Source organism: Pseudomonas sp. IT-347P (genome assembly GCF_949768005.1).
Classification (GTDB): domain Bacteria; phylum Pseudomonadota; class Gammaproteobacteria; order Pseudomonadales; family Pseudomonadaceae; genus Aquipseudomonas.
Genome location: NZ_CATKPQ010000033.1, coordinates 294,936 through 313,772, shown reverse-complemented (window position 1 = coordinate 313,772; position 18,837 = coordinate 294,936). Strand labels below are relative to the sequence as shown.

Sequence of the window (18,837 nt, the reverse complement as noted above, 5' to 3'; positions counted from 1 at the left end):
ACGTTTCAGCAAGTAGAGATGAGAGGCATATAGGGTGATTTGCTATGGATCGGCGGCGTTGCCTTCGCGAGCAAGCTCGCTCCCACAGGTTTTTCGGGTGTTCACACGATTTGTGAACTACTCCGGAAACTGTGGGAGCGAGCTTGCTCGCGAAAGCTATTTCAGGCGCGCATCAACGGAAGCGATCAACCTCCGAACGCAAATCCGCTGCCAGTTTCTCCAGCTCTTTCGCGGTAACAGCCAGGTTCGACACAACCTCACGCTGTTCACTATTGGCCAACGCAATGCTCTGCAAATTGCTGCTCAACAACGTCGCGGTGCTGCTCTGCTCCTGAGTCGCCGTGGTAATCGCCGCAAACTGCTGCCCCGCCGAACGGCTCTGCTCATCAATGCGCGCCAGCGCCGACGCCACGTTGGCGTTGCGCGACAAACCTTCCTGCATCAACACATTGCCCTGCTCCATGGTACTGATCGCGTTGCCGGTCTCCTGCTGGATGCTGTGGATCATGCTGGAAATTTCATCGGTGGCCTGGCGGGTGCGCGAGGCCAGGCTGCGCACTTCATCCGCTACCACGGCAAAACCACGCCCCTGTTCACCGGCACGGGCAGCTTCAATGGCTGCGTTCAGTGCCAGCAAATTGGTCTGCTCGGCAATCGAAGTGATGACGCTGACAATGCCGCCGATCTCCTGAGAGCGCTGACCCAGGGTGTTGATCACGGTGGCGGTGGTGTTCAGCGCGCCGGCAATTTGCTCAAGCGAGGACGAAGCTTCTTCCATCGAGCTGCGACCAATCTGCGTCTGCTGGGCATTTTCCTGTGCCAGACGCTGGGTCGCGCCCATGTTGTCGGCGATGTTCAGCGAGGTCGCGCTGAACTCTTCCACCGCGCCGGCCATGCTGGTGATCTCGCCGGACTGCTGCTCCATGCCTTCGTAGGCACCGCCGGACAGACCGGACAGCGCCTGGGCACGGCTGTTGACCTCTTCCGAAGAGCGGCGGATGTGCTCGACCATGGTCGACAGCGCCTGGCTCATCTGGTTGAACGCACGGGACAGCTGACCGATTTCGTCGTTGCTCGATACGTTCAGGCGCACGCTCAGATCGCCGGCGCCCAAGGCTTCGGCTTGACGCACCAGATCCCCCAGTGGCGCCAGTTTGCTGCGCAGCAGCCAGACCACAGAGCCAACAGCCAGCAGCATCGCCAACAGACTGCCGATCGCCAGTTGCGTGCCGACGCTCCAGGTCACCGCGCGAATCTCGGGTTTCGGCATGCTCGCCACCACCGACCATGGCCCGCCCTCGAACGGCACGGCAACGCTGTAGAAGTCTTCGCCCTTGTCACTCCAGAATTCGCCCTTGCCCGGAGTTTTCGCCAGGCCGTTGATGATCGGGGCAGCCTTGTCCAGCGTCTCGACACCCGCAATCGGCACCAGCCATTTGTTCTGCTCGTCGAGCAGCGCCAGCGAACCGGTCTGACCGATGCGGAAACGCTTGAGGTTGGCAAACTGCGCGTTCTGCGCGTCGGTGTAATCGAAGCCTACATACAAAACGGCAATGATCTTGCCGCTGCCGTCGCGCACGGGGGTGTATTGCGACATGTAGTAGCGCTCGAACAGCAACGAGCGCCCGACATAACTCTGCCCCGCCATCAAACGCGCATACGCCGGGTTGGCATGATCGAGCACCGTGCCGATGGCGCGCGTACCGTCCTGTTTGCTGACGTTGGTACTGACGCGGATGAAGTCCTCGCCGCTGCGCACGAACACCGTGGCAACACCGGCCGTCATTTGCTTGAACTCGTCGACTTCCTTGAAGTTGTTGTTCAGCACCTCATTGCCCAGGCGCAACCCCGGAGTCTGGACGCCAGCCACCGTCACCGGCTCGTCCGGATGCACGCTCAAGCCGCTGGCGAAGCGCTTTTCAAACAATCCGCTCAGGCGCAGCGTGCTTTCACGCAGCGTGCCGTGGAAGGTGCTCAATTGGTCGGCCAGCAGCCGCGCCTCACTGGCCAGATGCTCTTCACGGGTGGCGAGGTTGGCGTTATCCAGCGAACGCAGGGCGAACACCGTACTGCCACTGATGACAATCGCCAGTATTACAGCGAGCGCGAGGCCCAGCTGCGAGGCGATCCGAGCGCGAGGTTGAGACATGGACAGCTCCTGGCCGAGCTGCCGGATCCTCCTTGATCGCAGTCAATGCTCGGAAATTTTTAATAATGGGGGTGAATCGTGGAAACCGGCACGACGGTTCCACTTGCTCATAGTCGGCGGTAAAACCGAATACTTGAGCGCGCAACGAGGGTATGGCGTAAGGCCGGCATTGTGGCGGCTCGAACGTTTCAGCTCAAGCGCGCCACTGCCGGCAGCTCCATGGCGCGGACTTCGCCCTGCAGAAAGTCGCTGAGACGGCGCAAACGTTCACCTCCCGGACGGGTCTTTGGCCACACCAGGTAGTAATTCAGTCCACTGGCGACTGCGGTTGGCCACGGCAGGCTTAGGCGTCCCTGGGCGACATCTTCAGCGACCATCAACAGGTCACCCATCGATACACCGTAACCGCGAGCCGCTGCGATCATGCCTAACTCCAACGTATCGAACACTTGGCCGCCCTTGAGTGACACCTGCTCGGACAGCCCCATGTGTTCCAGCCAACTGCGCCAATCGCGACGATCGGGCGTCGGGTGGAGTAACTCGGTGCAGGCCAGTCGAGCCAGATCCCACGGCTGATCATTCAGCAGGTTCGGCGCACCCACCGGAATCAGTTCTTCAGGAAACAGCAGGCTGGCTTCCCAGTCTGGCGGGAAATGCCCGTCGCTCAACAGTACCGCGCAGTCGAACGGTTCATCGTTGAAGTCCACTGAATCGACGTCCATCCAGGCGCTGGTCAGTTGTACTTCGTTGCCCGGTTGCAAGTGACGGAAGCGGCTGAGCCGCGCCAACAGCCAGCGCATGGTCAGGGTCGATGGGGCCTTCATGCGCAAAATGTCGTCCTCGGCACGCAAGGTATTACAGGCCCGCTCCAGCGCACTGAAGCCTTCGCGGATGCCGGGCAGCAGCAACCGCGCAGCTTCAGTCAGTTGCAGATTGCGCCCGCTGCGATGAAACAGCCGACAGGCGAAGTGATCCTCCAGGGTCCGGATATGCCGACTCACCGCGCTCTGCGTAATCGATAACTCTTCGGCAGCCCGGGTGAACGAGCTGTGCCGCGCCGCGACTTCAAATGCGCGCAAGGCATACAAGGGAGGAAGACGACGGGACATACAGAAAGCTCCTATAGCGAGACGCGGCCATCCCGACGGAATTCGCTCATGATGAGTTTTAATCATGCCACCCATCCTTTTTATCCCTTTGTGCAACGCCTGCCAAGCGCCGAGAATCGACGCTCTCCTGTTCCCTCTGAAATTGAGTGGTGATGACCATGCAGCATCCTGTGCGTACCGAACTCTGGGCCATTCTGCGGCTGTCGGGGCCGCTGATCGCTTCACAGTTGGCGCACATGTTGATGGTGCTGACCGACACCCTGATGATGGCGCGCATCAGCCCCCAAGCACTGGCCGGCGGCGGTCTCGGCGCGGCGAGCTATTCGTTCGTGTCGATTTTCTGCATCGGCGTGATCGCGGCGGTCGGCACTTTGGTGGCGATTCGCAAGGGCGCCGGCGACATTATTGGCGCGGCCCGACTGACTCAGGCCGGTTTGTGGCTGGCGTGGTTGATGGCATTGGGTGCCGGGTTGTTGCTGTGGAACCTGAAACCGGTATTGCTGCTGTTCGGCCAGACCGAAACCAACGTCAACGCCGCCGGGCAATTCCTGATCGCGCTGCCCTTCGCCCTGCCCGGCTACCTGAGCTTCATGGCCCTGCGCGGCTTCACCAGTGCGATTGGCCGGGCGACGCCGGTGATGGTCATCAGCCTGGCCGGCACCGTGGCGAATTTCCTGCTCAATTATGCGTTGATCACCGGTATGTTCGGTCTGCCGAAAATGGGCCTGACGGGGATTGGCCTGGTCACGGCGATTGTCGCCACCTGCATGGCGTTGGCGCTGGCCTGGCACATCCGTCGGCATCCGGCTTATGACGCTTATCCATTGCGCGCAGGCTTGTCGCGGCCGAACCGGCAGTATTTGAAAGAGTTGTGGCGCCTCGGCCTGCCAATCGGCGGCACCTACGCGGTAGAAGTCGGCTTGTTCGCTTTCGCGGCGCTGTGCATGGGCACCATGGGCAGCACGCAGTTGGGCGCGCACCAGATCGCCCTGCAGATTGTCTCTGTGGCGTTCATGGTGCCAGCGGGGATGTCGTATGCGATCACCATGCGCGTCGGTCAGCATTACGGCGCCGGGCAGTTGAGCGATGCGCGGATGTCCGGGCGGGTCGGGATCGTCTTTGGCGCGGTGGTGATGCTGGGTTTCGCCATGGTGTTCTGGTTGTTGCCGAACCAGTTGGTCGGGTTGTTCCTTGATCACAACGATCCGGCGTTTGCCGAGGTGATTCGGCTCGCGGTGAGCCTGTTGGCAGTGGCGGCGTGGTTCGAGCTGTTCGACGGCACGCAGACGATTGCCATGGGCTGCATTCGTGGGCTCAAGGATGCGAAAACCACGTTCCTGGTCGGGCTCGCCTGCTATTGGCTGATCGGCGCACCGGCGGCGTGGTGGATGGCGTTCCACTTGAACTGGGGGCCGACGGGCGTCTGGTGGGGATTGGCGCTGGGCCTGGCGTGCGCGGCGGTGAGTCTGACGCTGGCATTCGAGTGGAAGATGAAGCGGATGATTCGGCTGGAGCCTGCTTCATCACGGCAATACGCCGTCGCACAACCGGAGTGAGATCCCGTGGGAGCGGGCTTGCTCGCGAAAGCGGTGGGTCAGTCGACATATGCATTGACTGACACGACGCCTTCGCGAGCAAGCCCGCTCCCACAGGGTTTTATGCATAACCCGAAGTTGCGGTCAGCTGACGATTTCGAGGGCTGGCTGTTGGCTTGAGCCGAAGGTTAGATATTCCACCAGCTCATCCAACGGCAGCGGTCGGCTGATCAGATACCCCTGCACCTGATCGCAGCCAAACCCGCGCAGCAGTTCCAGTTGCTCCGGCGTCTCGACCCCTTCCGCCACCACTTCCAGATGCAGGTTGTGCGCGAGATTGATCATCGCGTGCACCAGTTTGCGGTTCTCTTCGCGCTGTTCCATGCCGCCGACAAAACTCTTGTCGATCTTCAGCAAGGTGATCGGCAGGCTGTTGAGGTGCACGAACGACGAGAACCCGGTGCCAAAATCATCCAGCGAGAAGCGCACGCCGAGACGGCCGAGGGCGTCCATGGTCTGCTTGACCAGATCGCTGCGGCGCATCACCGCGGTTTCGGTCAGTTCGAACTCCAGCCATTGCGCCTCGACGCCACGCTCGGCGATCAAGCGGCTGAGCGTCGGCAACAACTGACTGTCCTGAAACTGGCGGAACGACAGGTTGATCGCCATGTGCAGCGCCGGCAACCCGCGCTCGCGCAACGCCTGCATGTCCCGCAGGGCACGGGAAATCACCCAGTAACCCAGCGGCACGATCAAACCACTCTGCTCGGCCAACGGGACAAATTCACTCGGTGGCAGCAGACCGCGCTCGCCATGACGCCAGCGTACCAAGGCTTCGAGGCCGACGATCTGGCCGTCCTCGAGATTCAGGCGCGGCTGGTAATGCAGCTCCAGCTCATCGCGACGCAACGCCCGGCGCAGCTCGCTTTCCAGATCAGCCATGCTCCGCGCATTGCGGTTGATGCGTTCGTTGAAGATATGAAAGGTGCAGCCTTGGGTGCTCTTGGCTTGCTGCATGGCGATGTGGGCGTGCCACATCAACGGATCGGCGCCGCCCTGCGCACGGGCATGAGCGATGCCCAGACTGGAGCCGATCAGCAAGCTTTCGCCATCGACCCAATAGGGTTCGGCGAGAGCTTCGGTGATACGTTCGGCCATCCACTCGGCGCGCTGCGGTGCGCGGCGGGTGTCGATCAGCAGGGCAAATTCGTCGCTGCCCAGCCGGGCCAGTTGATCGCCCGCTTCGAGCTGACTTTTCAGCCGCGCGACGACTTGCAGGATCAAGCGATCGCCCGCCTGATGGCCAAGCGCATCGTTGGCGTGGCGGAAGTTGTCGAGATCGAGATGCCCGAGGGCCAGGCCGCGACCGTCGTTTTCCGCGAGACGTGCGGCGAGCAAGGTCTGGAAACCCTGGCGGTTGGCGATGCCGGTCAGCGGATCCTGTTCGGCGAGGCGTTGCAGGGTGTTTTCGAGAACGCCACGTTCGCGCACATGGCGCAGGCAACGGCGCAACATGCCGGCGTCGAGGGCGTCGAACACCAGCCAGTCGCTGACGCCAACAGGCGCGGTGTCCGGTTCATGGTCCAGCAGCAACACCGTCGGCAGGCTGCAACGGCCCGGTGCCGGTTGCAACGCCGCAATGGTCAACAACACCGCGTGGCGGTTGTCTTCGAACAAACTGCTGACTGACTCCCAGCTCGGCGCGCTGATCAGCACCACCGTGCTCCCCATCGGAGCCAGACACTCACGCAATAACGCTGTCCACGCTGGCTCTTCGGCCAGTAGCAGCAAACGCAAGGGTTCGACAGGCGTAGACAAGCTAGCTCCCTAGACTCTGCAATGATGTGGGCCGGGCATTATGCCGTTGCGCCGTTCAATGACCAAATGACAACGGTTATCAAACCGTTATTTTGTGTCACGAATGAGTACATTAGCCGCAAAATCACCGCGCATCCTCCGCGAAAGTAACAAAACCGGCAAATTTGAATCGCGTGGTACGTCACAAGTCGGACAGAGCAGCACAATTCTCTGAGCCTGTTAAAATGCCGGCCCATTTCGTCAACGACTCCCGAATTTTCGTATGTCCCGACTCAATCCCCGGCAGCAAGAAGCCGTGAACTACGTCGGCGGCCCTCTATTGGTGCTCGCCGGTGCTGGCTCCGGCAAGACCAGCGTGATCACGCGCAAGATCGCGCACCTGATCCAGAACTGCGGCATCCGCGCCCAGTACATCGTCGCCATGACCTTTACCAACAAGGCCGCGCGCGAGATGAAAGAGCGGGTCGGCACCCTGCTGCGCGCCGGCGAAGGTCGCGGCCTGACCGTCTGCACCTTCCACAACCTCGGTCTGAACATCATCCGCAAGGAACATGCGCGGCTGGGCTACAAACCCGGTTTTTCGATCTTCGACGAGACCGACGTCAAAGCCCTGATGACCGACATCATGCAGAAGGAATACGCGGGCGACGACGGCGTCGATGAGATCAAGAACATGATCGGCGCCTGGAAAAACGACCTGATCCTGCCGGCCCAGGCCCTGGAAAACGCGCGCAACCCCAAAGAACAGACCGCTGCCATCGTCTACACCCACTATCAGCGCACGCTCAAGGCGTTCAACGCGGTGGACTTCGACGACCTGATCCTGCTGCCGGTAAAGCTCTTTGAAGAGCACGCCGACATCCTCGAAAAATGGCAGAACAAGGTGCGCTACCTGCTGGTCGACGAATATCAGGACACCAACGCCAGCCAGTACCTGCTGGTAAAAATGCTGATCGGCAAGCGCAACCAGTTCACCGTGGTGGGCGACGACGACCAGTCGATCTACGCCTGGCGCGGCGCGCGGCCGGAAAACCTGATGTTGCTCAAGGACGACTATCCATCGCTGAAAGTGGTGATGCTCGAGCAGAACTACCGCTCGACAAGCCGCATCCTGCGTTGCGCCAACGTGCTGATTTCGAACAACCCGCATGAATTCGAAAAGCAGCTGTGGAGTGAAATGGGCCACGGCGACGAGATCCGCGTGATTCGTTGCCGTAACGAGGACGCCGAAGCCGAGCGCGTGGCCATGGAAATCCTCAGCCTGCACCTGCGCACCGACCGCCCGTACAGCGACTTTGCCATCCTTTATCGCGGTAACTATCAGGCCAAGTTGATCGAGTTGAAACTGCAGCACCACCAGGTGCCGTACCGCCTGAGCGGCGGCAACAGCTTCTTCGGCCGTCAGGAAGTGAAGGACCTGATGGCCTACTTCCGCCTGATCGTCAACCCGGACGACGACAACGCCTTCCTGCGGGTGATCAACGTGCCGCGCCGGGAAATCGGCTCGACCACCCTGGAAAAACTCGGCAACTACGCCACCGAACGCAAAATCTCGATGTATGCCGCCACCGACGAAATCGGTCTGGGCGAACATCTGGACAGCCGCTTCACCGATCGCCTGTCGCGCTTCAAGCGCTTCATGGACAAGGTCCGCGAGCAGTGCGCCGGTGAGGATCCGATCTCGGCGCTGCGCAGCATGGTCATGGACATTGATTACGAGAACTGGCTGCGTACCAACAGCTCCAGCGACAAGGCCGCCGATTACCGGATGGGCAACGTCTGGTTTCTCATCGAGGCGTTGAAAAACACCCTCGAGAAGGACGAGGAAGGCGAAATGACCGTCGAGGACGCCATCGGCAAACTGGTCCTGCGCGACATGCTCGAGCGTCAGCAGGAAGAGGAAGACGGCGCCGAAGGCGTGCAGATGATGACCTTGCACGCGTCCAAGGGTCTGGAATTCCCTTACGTGTTCATCATGGGCATGGAAGAGGAAATCCTCCCGCATCGTTCCAGCATCGAAGCCGACACCATCGAGGAAGAACGTCGCCTGGCTTACGTGGGCATTACCCGCGCGCGCCAGACCCTGGCCTTCACCTTCGCCGCCAAGCGCAAGCAGTACGGCGAGATCATCGACTGCGCGCCGAGCCGCTTCCTCGATGAGCTGCCGCCGGACGATCTGGCCTGGGAAGGCAACGACGACACACCGACCGAAGTCAAAGCCGTGCGCGGCAACAACGCATTGGCCGATATACGCGCGATGTTAAAGCGCTAGAATTGACCACTTTTTTACTAGACCTTCGGCGCACCAAGCGCCAAATGAGGACAGCTTCATGGAAGCATTGCAGCAGAAAATCCGCGAACAAGGCATTGTGCTTTCCGACCAGGTCCTGAAGGTCGACGCCTTCCTGAACCACCAGATCGACCCGGCCCTGATGAAGCTGATCGGCGACGAATTCGCCACGCTGTTCAAGGACTCGGGCATCACCAAGATCGTCACCATCGAAGCCTCAGGGATCGCCCCGGCGATCATGACCGGTCTGAACCTCGGCGTGCCGGTGATCTTCGCCCGCAAGCAACAGTCCCTGACCCTGACGGAAAACCTGCTGTCGGCGACCGTTTACTCGTTCACCAAAAAGACCGAGAGCACCGTGGCCATTTCCCCGCGCCACCTGACCAGCAGCGACCGCGTGCTGATCATCGACGACTTTTTGGCCAACGGTAAGGCCTCGCAAGCGCTGATCTCGATCATCAAACAGGCCGGCGCGACCGTTGCCGGTCTCGGCATCGTGATCGAGAAGTCGTTCCAGGGCGGCCGCGCCGAACTGGACTCGCAGGGCTACCGCGTTGAGTCGCTGGCTCGCGTGAAATCGTTGAAGGACGGCGTCGTTACCTTCATCGAATAAAGCCACACCGCAGCCCCCCTGTAGGAGTGAGCCTGCTCGCGATAGCGTAGTGTCAGTCGACATCTTGTTTGACTGATACACCGCCATCGCGAGCAGGCTCACTCCTACAGTTGTTTTGGGTCCGGCAGTTATTGGGTGGTGGCTTTGAGGCCGGTGAGGAGCAGGCGCTGGAAGAGGTCTTCTTTCAGGCCTTCCGGGTCAGTCAGTTGCATGCGTTCCAGGTGCTCGGGGTATAGCGACGCCTCAGGGGCGTCGAGGGCGGCTTTGCCGAGCTCGATGATTTCGGTGAGCTTGAATTTGCTCTTGAGCCAGTTCAGCGCCCGCAGCAAATCCCTTTCGATCGCGGTGAAATCGCAGCCCAGCGGATACTCCGGAAACAGGTTCGGATGCCGCGCGGCAATCGCTTGCAAACGCTGCGGTGTGTTATCGGCAAAGCGTGGGTCGAGGCGGAAATCCTTCGGCAGTTTGCCGACCTTTTGCGCTTGCTCGATAAGGCCCTGCTGGAAGCGGGAATCGCTGATGTTCAGCAGCGACTCGATCACCACAGCGTCGGATTTACCGCGCAGATCGGCGATGCCGTATTCAGTGACCACGATGTCGCGCAGGTGCCGCGGGATCGTGCAGTGGCCGTATTCCCAGACGATGTTGGAACTGACATCGCCACCGGACTCACGCCAACTTCTCAGAATCAGGATCGAGCGGGCATCATGCAACGCATGCCCCTGCGCCACGAAGTTGTACTGCCCGCCGACCCCGCTGAGTACCCGGCCGTCTTCGAGTTGATCCGCCACGCCCGCACCCAACAATGTCATGGTGAACACGGTGTTGATGAAGCGCGCATCAAGGCGTTGCAAACGCTTTAGTTCTTCCTGCCCGTAGAGTTCGTTGATGTAGCTGATGCGGGTCATGTTGAACTCAAGCAGTTTGCTTTGCGGCAGCTCACGCAGCCGTTCATAGAAACTGCGCGGGCCAAGGAAGAAACCGCCATGCACCGAGATGCCGTCAGTTTGCGCGGCCTCGTCGAGGGTGCCGGCGTTCGCCTGTTCCTGCGTCTGCACGTCGGGATAGACCTTGCGCCGGATGATCCCGGCATCCGCCAACACCAACAGGCCGTTGACGAACATTTCGCTGCAGCCGTACAGGCCTTTGGCAAACGGCGCGGTGCCACCCTCCCGTTCGATCAACTGCGCCCACTGACTGAGGTTGATGTCATCGAGCAACGCTGTGTATCCGGCGTTATCTGCCTGACGTGCGAGCAGTGCGGCGGTCAGCGCATCGCCCATCGAGCCGATGCCGATCTGCAATGTGCCGCCGTCTCGCACCAGCGTACTGGCGTGCAAGCCAATGAAATGGTCCTGAAACCCCACCGGCATGTTGGGCGTGGAAAACAGCGTGCTGCTGTCCTTCGCGTCGATCAGCAGGTCGAAGGTGTCGATGTCGACTTCGGCGTCACCGGGCATGTACGGCAGATCGGTGTGCACCTGGCCGACCAGCAAAATGGTTTCCCCGGCGTCGCGGCGTTTGGCGATCATCGGCAACAGGTCGAGGGTGATGTCCGGGTTGCAACTCAGGCTCAGTCGATCGGGATGCTCGCTGCTGCTGGCCAATAACTGCGCCACCAGATTCAGGCCGGCGGCGTTGATGTCGCGAGCGGCGTGGCTGTAGTTGCTGCTGACGTAATCCTGCTGCGCCGGCGCGCTGTTGAGCAGGCTGCCGGGCTGCATGAAAAACTGTTCGATACGGATGTTGGCGGGCAGGCTGTCACGTTGCAGATCGGCGAGAAAATCGAATTCCGGGTAATCACCGAAGACGCGCTCGACGAAGGGTTCGATAAAGCGCTTCTGCAAACCATCGCCCAGATTCGGACGGCCAAGGCACAGGGCAGTGTAGATCGTCAGTTGCCTCTCGGGCAGGCCTTTGATCCGCCGGTACAGCGCGTTGACGAAGTGATTGGGTTTGCCCAGGCCCAGCGGCATGCCCATGTGGATGTGCGCTGGCAGGCGTGCCAACACGTCGTCCACTGCTTGTTCGATCGAACACAACTGCACCATCTGAAGCCTCCTGCCCGTTCCGTGAATAGGGGTAGACCGAGATTGCCGGGGATTTACTTCAGAGGGAAGGCGATTAGTGAGAAAAAAGTGAAATGGGCGAGTGCGTTGCTTGGTGCAAACACATCCAGAAAACTTTCAACAATAACAACGAATTAACAGCAACAAGAGAATCATCGCACAAGCCTAGAGCTTCTTTCCTACATTTATTCGAATTTAATCACGCATAACTTCAGGACACTTCTTAATTGAAGTTATTTGAGTCACAGCTAGCATTATAAACGTAACACTTCATTAGCAATCAACGCCTTTAGGCTAAACATAAATTTATAAGGACAGATTATGGAAATCGACTTCTTAGCAATCCGTAGTGCGCGGGCACGCATTCTAAATTCAAGCGCTCCTATTTCAACGCTGGCAATTCAAGCATTCAGCAACTTGAGCGCAGCCAGCAGTGGTTCGCGCCCATGCACTAGTTGTTGCTCACAATGTTGGCAAGGATGCTGCTACGCGACTTACATGTAGTTATTAGCCAGGGGCGGTCGATACGTGCCGCCCCTCTCACTTACTTTAGGATTTTATATTGAAAACGCCGATTGAGTTTTTAACTGAACCATTGAACTCCCACCGATGCCTGACCACAGACTGCCCGGTATGGCCATATTTGTCTTACTATATTTATCATATCGAAAAAAAACTTCCAGAAGCATCCGGAAGTGCACTGAAAACTCAGTCAGTTATTATCAGCGGTTTCGCAACAAACCTGGCAGCGAGAATTACCAACGCGGCTAATAACGTTTTAATCACTGAAAAACAAATATTTGAAAAATCCATCATCGGCAGAGAGATGGAAACCTCTTCTTACTACAAGTTAGTCAGCGAAAACAAAAGCTATCTTATCGAAATTATTAAAGCTTATCCGGAGCTAGATCGAGTCCTCACCAAAATATCACACAATTTTGTCGAATTTACATTACAGTTTTTTACTGATTTGATAGAAGACAGACAGGAGATTAACGAAGTATTCAATATTGGGTCTGACGTCAACCTCTCCGCAATTGATGTCTCGGCTAGCGAAACGCATTATGGATCGAGGACCGTTTGCACGCTTTCCTTTAACTCCATAAAAATAGTTTACAAACCAAGAAATCTTAAACTTGAAGCGGAAGCATCCGATTTTCTATTGTCCTTGATCAGTGCCGCAGGCACTGACTTTTGCGAATGGAAAATACCAATTTATTTGGTGAAAAAAGAACATGGATGGTCAGAGCATACACCTCAACAGCAGGCAGAAACTGAAGAAGAGGTACATCAATACTTTAAAAGAGCAGGATTTTTATTAGGCTATTGCACTGCGTTTATGGCGGCTGACATTACCTCTGACAATCTGATTGCGCATGGAGCAAGCCCTATACCCATTGATCTGGAGACAATTTTTTACAGCACCTTAAACATTGAGACAATCCCGAGAGAAGTTCGGTGGAACGTTACCCAAACAAGTATTCTTCCGAATTGGACCTGGAAAGGCACCGATGGTATCGGTGTAGACTTGAGTGCGCTGGGTGGGCTATCAGAGCAATATGTCAGTTTAAACCTGTACCAACACTTAGAAGACGAAACAGGTCACAGCCAGTTTGGCATGGACGGAGTCAAAATCTTTCCAAATCAGAATGTTTTATATTTTAACGGGAAACCGGCGCAGCCGTGGGACTACGAGAAAGAAATCATCGATGGCCTGACCACCCTATTTTCTATATTGAACAATGCGCAACCCTCAATTATCGAAACAATTAAATCTTTTAGAGGCCGACAAAACCGGTATATCCCCAGACCGACCGCGACATATCACTACGCCATTCAATGTTCCCTGCATGCAACCTTAATGCGTTGCACTGACAAACGAACGGCCTTTCTGGAAAACATCCTTAATAACGACACAGCCCCCGCGATAGGCTTTCTCAATGCGGAGGTCTCAGCATGCTTGGATCTGGACATACCTTTTGCTCGAGGACAGGCCGGTTCTCTTGAGTTCTACGAACCCGGTTACAGCGGTTCAGGGCACCTCGAGAGCAAAGACTATATAAACGGAATAGACAACAGCATCCAATACATCAAAACATTGGACAAAAACAGAACTGCATTTGAAGAGAAACTAACTTCAAACACCCTCTTAGCAATGAAAAACATGTATGAACACGGAAATAAACTCACAGACCACGCCTTCAAACAACACGACGATGTGAAGGGCTCCCACTATTCAAATATTGACGAGATCATTAACAAAATCAGGAAATCATCGGAAATCAACGCATGCTTGATCAATGATCTGTTACGTACCGAAATTTCAAGTAATGGGCTCTGGCTAGGATTTCACTCATCACCAGGTGGCTATATGGAGTTCTCGGAATTAGGAGATGACTTCTACTACGGGCTGTCTGGTATTCTTTATGGCTGCGTAGTGGCGGCCAGTCAAAGCAGCGTCATAGATAAAGCTCTGGTAACTGAATTACTAAATCATTGCCACAATAGAATAGTTAAAAAACTGACAAATAAGGGTACGCACTTAGGGGGCTTTCACTTCGGTCTATCGTCCGCCATCGTGCCGCTCCTGATAGGCTTAAATTATTTTAACGATGAAAGGCAAAGCCAACTACTACAGCTGTATAAAAAATATGTTGAAGACGTACTGGGAGAACCATGGTGGCAAAAATATTTTTGGGGCTCTGATTTTCTTTCTGGAATGTTCGGCACTCTGAATGTACTCACACTGCTATTCGATCTTACTGAAGATTTATCGTTTTCCGATTTAGCTAACTCCTTATATAAAAAAATAGAGACCGAACTCACCTTTATATCTGGAAGCAAACTACCCACATTCGACAATGCAATTACAACGAGAAGCGACGCTTTATTGAGTGGCCTGTCTCACGGAATAATGGGGTGCGCATACTCATTATTTTATTTCAATAAACTTATCGCAAAAAAAGATTCAATCCACGAATTATTCCTAGGCTTTTTGTCTTGGGAGATTAACGAATATGATGAGTCAATTGAAAATTGGCGCGACTACAGAAAACGCTCGGAATCAAGCGCCGGTGAGTTTGCTTGGAGCCACGGTTTACCCGGTAATTATTTGGCGATCAGTTATTTCGCAAACAATGGAGTACAGCCTGCGCTAGATTTCTTGGAAAAGCACCCACCAAAAGCCGCATTCTCTTATTCGAATCTCGAAAAGAGAAAGAGACCCATCAATGACTCTTTATGCCATGGTGCTTATGGGATTCTGAATATCATCAAAAAAATATCACCGGAAACACTGCTCGATCCACAAGTTTTTCTGTGGTCGAATATCATCAATTTAAGCGAAAAAGACTCAAGAGTCTTGAGAACAAAAACCGCAGATCCATTAGGATTATGGATAGGACGCGTGGGCTCACTGCTCGGTTCCATTGGTTTGATTGACCGTAACTATGAGTTTCCATTTCTTCCGCACCAAATGGAATTTATCAAACCATGAAAAGCAACCTGATACTTTGCTGCTTTGGCCTGGGCATCTCAGTTCTAACAAGCGCGTCGCCCTACCTAATCGGCAATTCAATTAATTTGTATGTATCCCAAGACCGCTTATATTTATATGCACTCGCGGGCGCTTCGCTTCTTATCATCGCGACGCCTCCCTTGAAGCTAGCAGCCAACATTTATCTGCAAAGGACTGCTGCCAGGACAAGATATATCCAGAAAAGGACAATTCTGACGCACCTGCGAAGCAATGCATCCACATATAGGGGAAATCCAGGTGAGCAGATCGAACTTATCGACGGTGATGTTGACGGCTCGATGTATCTACACCATTCGGTATTCTTTGACACGTCACTCAACGTCAGCATCATAATCTTCGCGCTGGTAATAACGGCTCAGTATCATCCTCTTCTGGCGCTCGCCCCCCTTAGCGGCCTGCTATATGCCTTAGCTGCATATTTTATAACCCAGAGACATAGCGATACCCTTTTTGAAGAATTTGTACAAGTAAACACCATTACAATCGGAGCAATCTGTGCACATGTATTCGATGCCAAACCGTACAACGAAAGAGTCAAGATGGACATCAAAAACATTGAGCGCCTCGCTTTTCGTTCAAACCTGAAAGCATCTTTTTTCGAATCAATTTCAGGAACATGTTATTTGGTAGCAATAGTTGTTTTGTTCGTGATTTCCGCTAACTTAATAAGTGAAAGCGCTATGACAACAGGCGATATCTTTGCCTCGGCCATCTACCTAGAGCGCGTGCTCAGCCCAACGATGTCGCTTATATCCATTTACTACTCCAGCAGAGAAGCCTCTTATCGTCGCAAACGAATTCTGAGCTATAACCTACAGTACGGGGGGCGTTGAAATATGCTTATGTGCTTGCGAAAAAACGTGCCATTGTTTTTGTTTTCGACAATATGCCTAACTTTAGCAGCCACATGCCAGTTGCTAATACCTTCGATCGTGGCAGAGGGACTTACAGCTCTTAGTAGTGGCGCTGTCAGCACTACGCTGTATTTCATTCTCACCGCTGTTTTTTTATCCAAGCTCGCGACGCAAACGCTGGGCAGCTCCATGGCGGCACTCATGGAAGCGAAAGCTCGATTTTCAATCATCAATTTCATCGTGCATGATGAAAGACCTTGTCCTTTAAGCTCTCGCGTGACGATGATCAAAGAAGATGCGGAAAAAATTGCTTCAGTCCTTCATGACTCAATTCATCTGGCAGGATCTTGTATTTTGACATTTGCCACAGCCTATATCTTACTCCGTGAAAACGCTTATTTTTTCATCCCCTTGATATTTATCATTACATTGACTTGTGTGCAGTTGAGATTTGCAAAACCAAAAATCCAGAGTCTGTATAAAGCCGAAATGATCAATGAAGAGCTGTACAAGGAATCGTTAATCAGCACTTTCAGCTCACCCACGATTGATGAGCGGAGCTTTCAATCACTTATCAACAATAGTAATGAATGTTTGAGCAACACAGTACAGGCACGCTACAAATATCAAAAAGCCAACGCCATTCAGTGCTTCTGGCCGGAAATGGCTATCTCGGCCGGAACAGTATCAGTCATCATTTTTAGCGCCACTGCAACGCCGGAGTTATTCGGCGAGCGTCTTATTGCGTATCTTGGCTACGTCGGAATTTTTACCATGGCCAGCACGAGTTCGATAAGACTTGGTATAACGATGATTGGAGTAAAGGTATCCGTCGGTAGAGTATTCAGGGGGCACCAATATGAATGATTTATTCATCCAGCAGATACGCCTGAAGCCAGACAAGACGGAGGCTCATTTTTTACGTGGCCTCTTTCCTCTTCAATTCAATAACAAAATTACCGTATTTATCGGAGAAAACGGTTCTGGAAAATCCACCCTACTTGAAGCTCTTGCCATCAAGTTGGGATGCAATCCAGAAGGCGGTGGCAAGAATTTCAATTTCTCGACTGAGAACACCCATTCGAATCTGCATGACACCCTGACGCTCTCAAAAGGCTACCGAAGGGAGAAGGACGTTTTTTTCTACAGAGCAGAAACCTTCTATAACTTGAACACTGCGATCCGCAAGCTTGATGCAGAGGGGAGCTTTGATCCCGAAATAAAGACCTATTACGGCGGTGTGGATTTGCATTGCATGTCGCACGGTGAAGCAATGGAGGCGCTGTTCCACCACCGATTCAAAGCCCAGGGACTGTATGTGCTCGACGAGCCGGAAGCATCGTTATCCCCGTTGAGACAATTGGTGTTTATCAACCGGATAATAGAGCTGTCGCGCGGCGGCGCGCAATTCATCATCGCGACTCACTCTCCTCTCATTATGTCGATCCCGGGATGTGATCTGAGACAAATAACTAGAGGGCGCTGCGAGCAAATAGCACCCGAAGATACTGATGCCTATGCCGTGTACAAGGCCGTGCTGAACTCTGCCGGCGCCTATATCGCGAAAAACCTCCAGTGATATTGCAGGCACAAAAAAACCGTCCAAAGACGGTTTTTTTTCGTTAGAAGCGCCTTATTTCAGACCAGACATCTTCTGGATTGCACCTTTCAACTCTTCATCCGAGCAATCGGCGCAGGTGCCTTTTGGTGGCATCGAATTGATACCGGTAATGGCCTTGGCGAGGATGCCGTCGAGGCCACCTTGATGGTCAGCGCGTTCTTTCCAGGCTGCCGTGTCACCGATTTTTGGTGCGCCCAACAGGCCTGTGCCGTGGCAAGCGTTGCAGTGCTTGGCAATCACGTCATCAGGGGACTTCGCCCCGCCACCGCCGCCTGCGGAAGCGGCAACTTCCATCCCCTTGCATTCCTGCCCTTGAACACACACCTGGCCGACCGGCTCGAGGCGTTTGGCAATGTCGTCATTCGTCGCAGCTTGAGCGCTGACAGCCCAGAGGGCCAGTACGGTTGCTGGTGCGGCCAGCATTTTCATAATTAGGTTCACGCGTTCACCCTCAATGGTGGCTATTCACGCCTGCGGCCACGGTTCGCAGGCGGGCGGAAGTATAGCGGGTAGCCCGCCACACTGAAACAACCCCATAGTCGAAGGGGTTATACCGCGCGGTAGGAAAACGGTCCGGATGCCTTTGCCATCATGACTTGGCACCTCTTTGTTAAAAATTCGCCGGCGTGGCTGCGCTGATTAGTCGCGCAGGCGCGTCGAACGGATTACGGAAACGATGCGGCTTGGTACTTTCAAAATAGTAGCTGTCGCCGGCTTCGAGAATAAAAGTTTCCAGACCCACCACCAGTTCCAGGCGACCTTCCACCAGAATTCCGGTTTCCTCGCCTTCATGGGTGAGCATTTCTTCGCCGGTATCGGCGCCCGGCGGGTAAATTTCGTTGAGGAAGGCGATGGCGCGGCTGGGGTGCGCGCGGCCGACCAGTTTCATGGTCACGGCGCCGTCGGAAATGTCGATCAGCTCGTTGGCCTTGTAGACGATCTGGGTCGGGACTTCCTGCAGGATTTCTTCGGAAAAGAACTCGACCATGGACATGGGAATCCCGCCCAGCACCTTCCTCAGGGAACTGATCGAAGGGCTGACGCTGTTCTTTTCGATCATCGAAATGGTGCTGTTGGTGACGCCCGCACGTTTGGCGAGTTCACGCTGGGAAAGCCCTTTGAGCTTGCGGATCGATTGCAGTCGTTCACCGACGTCCAAGGCGGGAGCCTCCTGATGTTGTAAGAATATTGAGCGTTATCATGGCGACAGCGTTCAGTATTTACAACACTTGGCCCCCGTA

Annotated in this window: 13 protein-coding genes; 7 read left to right on the top strand and 6 right to left on the bottom strand. The window is 55.0% G+C overall.

The annotated features are described in order from the left end of the window. Positions 1-172: 172 nt before the first annotated feature. Both ACM6IV_RS14185 and ACM6IV_RS14180 read right to left on the bottom strand, forming a co-directional pair. The gene (locus ACM6IV_RS14185; RefSeq protein WP_414870464.1) at positions 173-2,149 is read right to left on the bottom strand and encodes a methyl-accepting chemotaxis protein; all 1,977 of its coding nucleotides are present in this window, start codon (positions 2,147-2,149) and stop codon (positions 173-175) included. Between the two features lie 188 nt (positions 2,150-2,337). Further along, entirely contained in the window at positions 2,338-3,258 is a 921-nt protein-coding gene (locus ACM6IV_RS14180; protein WP_414870463.1) for a LysR substrate-binding domain-containing protein, read from the bottom strand. A 158-nt stretch (positions 3,259-3,416) separates the two neighbouring features. On the opposite strand from ACM6IV_RS14180, the gene ACM6IV_RS14175 reads away from it, so the two are divergent. Then, positions 3,417-4,814, top strand: a complete 1,398-nt coding sequence (locus ACM6IV_RS14175) for a NorM family multidrug efflux MATE transporter (protein WP_414870462.1) — start codon at positions 3,417-3,419, stop codon at positions 4,812-4,814. A 123-nt stretch (positions 4,815-4,937) separates the two neighbouring features. Here the strand turns inward: ACM6IV_RS14175 and ACM6IV_RS14170 are convergent, their stop codons facing one another. Next, the gene (locus tag ACM6IV_RS14170; RefSeq protein WP_414870461.1) at positions 4,938-6,611 is read right to left on the bottom strand and encodes a putative bifunctional diguanylate cyclase/phosphodiesterase; all 1,674 of its coding nucleotides are present in this window, start codon (positions 6,609-6,611) and stop codon (positions 4,938-4,940) included. Between the two features lie 262 nt (positions 6,612-6,873). Between ACM6IV_RS14170 and rep the strand changes: the two genes are divergently transcribed. Both rep and ACM6IV_RS14160 read left to right on the top strand, forming a co-directional pair. Next, positions 6,874-8,883: a DNA helicase Rep gene (gene rep / locus ACM6IV_RS14165; RefSeq protein WP_414870460.1), complete on the top strand. Its 2,010-nt coding sequence runs from the start codon at positions 6,874-6,876 to the stop codon at positions 8,881-8,883. Between the two features lie 58 nt (positions 8,884-8,941). Beyond that, positions 8,942-9,514, top strand: coding sequence for a xanthine phosphoribosyltransferase (locus ACM6IV_RS14160; RefSeq protein WP_007962388.1), 573 nt, complete (start codon positions 8,942-8,944; stop codon positions 9,512-9,514). Between the two features lie 128 nt (positions 9,515-9,642). Here ACM6IV_RS14160 and ACM6IV_RS14155 read toward each other — a convergent pair whose 3' ends face one another. Further along, complete coding sequence (locus tag ACM6IV_RS14155) at positions 9,643-11,565, bottom strand: acetyl-CoA hydrolase/transferase C-terminal domain-containing protein (protein WP_414870459.1); 1,923 nt, start codon at positions 11,563-11,565, stop codon at positions 9,643-9,645. A 580-nt stretch (positions 11,566-12,145) separates the two neighbouring features. Here ACM6IV_RS14155 and lanM point away from each other — a divergent pair. Genes lanM through ACM6IV_RS14135 form a run of 4 tightly spaced genes read left to right on the top strand, consistent with a single transcriptional unit; the run spans position 12,146 to position 17,554 of the window. Then, on the top strand, positions 12,146-15,079 hold the full coding sequence (lanM, locus tag ACM6IV_RS14150; protein ID WP_414870458.1) for a type 2 lanthipeptide synthetase LanM: 2,934 nt from the start codon (positions 12,146-12,148) through the stop codon (positions 15,077-15,079). After that, on the top strand, positions 15,076-15,954 hold the full coding sequence (locus ACM6IV_RS14145) for a hypothetical protein (RefSeq protein ID WP_414870457.1): 879 nt from the start codon (positions 15,076-15,078) through the stop codon (positions 15,952-15,954). The genes lanM and ACM6IV_RS14145 overlap by 4 nt, the downstream gene beginning before the upstream one ends. A gap of 27 nt (positions 15,955-15,981) precedes the next feature. After that, positions 15,982-16,842 carry a hypothetical protein gene (locus ACM6IV_RS14140; RefSeq protein WP_414870456.1) on the top strand — a complete coding sequence of 287 codons (861 nt, stop codon included), beginning with the start codon at positions 15,982-15,984 and terminating at the stop codon, positions 16,840-16,842. After that, the gene (locus ACM6IV_RS14135; RefSeq protein WP_414870455.1) at positions 16,835-17,554 is read left to right on the top strand and encodes an AAA family ATPase; all 720 of its coding nucleotides are present in this window, start codon (positions 16,835-16,837) and stop codon (positions 17,552-17,554) included. Before ACM6IV_RS14140 ends, ACM6IV_RS14135 begins: the two co-directional genes overlap by 8 nt. Before the next feature lie 54 nt (positions 17,555-17,608). Here the strand turns inward: ACM6IV_RS14135 and ACM6IV_RS14130 are convergent, their stop codons facing one another. After that, a complete protein-coding gene (locus ACM6IV_RS14130; RefSeq protein ID WP_414870758.1) occupies positions 17,609-18,025 on the bottom strand; it encodes a c-type cytochrome in 417 nt (138 codons plus the stop codon). Positions 18,026-18,206: 181 nt separating this feature from the next. Beyond that, entirely contained in the window at positions 18,207-18,755 is a 549-nt protein-coding gene (locus ACM6IV_RS14125) for a cupin domain-containing protein (protein ID WP_007920393.1), read from the bottom strand. Between the last annotated feature and the right edge of the window lie 82 nt (positions 18,756-18,837).

What these genes read in the sequence shown, in the direction of transcription:
- ACM6IV_RS14145 (WP_414870457.1), top strand. Translation starts at nt 15,076, where the DNA reads ATGAAAAGCAACCTGATACTTTGCTGCTTTGGCCTGGGCATCTCAGTT.
- ACM6IV_RS14130 (WP_414870758.1), bottom strand. Translation starts at nt 18,025, where the DNA reads ATGAAAATGCTGGCCGCACCAGCAACCGTACTGGCCCTCTGGGCTGTC.
- ACM6IV_RS14155 (WP_414870459.1), bottom strand. Translation starts at nt 11,565, where the DNA reads ATGGTGCAGTTGTGTTCGATCGAACAAGCAGTGGACGACGTGTTGGCA.
- rep (WP_414870460.1), top strand. Translation starts at nt 6,874, where the DNA reads ATGTCCCGACTCAATCCCCGGCAGCAAGAAGCCGTGAACTACGTCGGC.
- ACM6IV_RS14135 (WP_414870455.1), top strand. Translation starts at nt 16,835, where the DNA reads ATGAATGATTTATTCATCCAGCAGATACGCCTGAAGCCAGACAAGACG.
- ACM6IV_RS14160 (WP_007962388.1), top strand. Translation starts at nt 8,942, where the DNA reads ATGGAAGCATTGCAGCAGAAAATCCGCGAACAAGGCATTGTGCTTTCC.
- ACM6IV_RS14180 (WP_414870463.1), bottom strand. Translation starts at nt 3,258, where the DNA reads ATGTCCCGTCGTCTTCCTCCCTTGTATGCCTTGCGCGCATTTGAAGTC.
- ACM6IV_RS14175 (WP_414870462.1), top strand. Translation starts at nt 3,417, where the DNA reads ATGCAGCATCCTGTGCGTACCGAACTCTGGGCCATTCTGCGGCTGTCG.
- ACM6IV_RS14185 (WP_414870464.1), bottom strand. Translation starts at nt 2,149, where the DNA reads ATGTCTCAACCTCGCGCTCGGATCGCCTCGCAGCTGGGCCTCGCGCTC.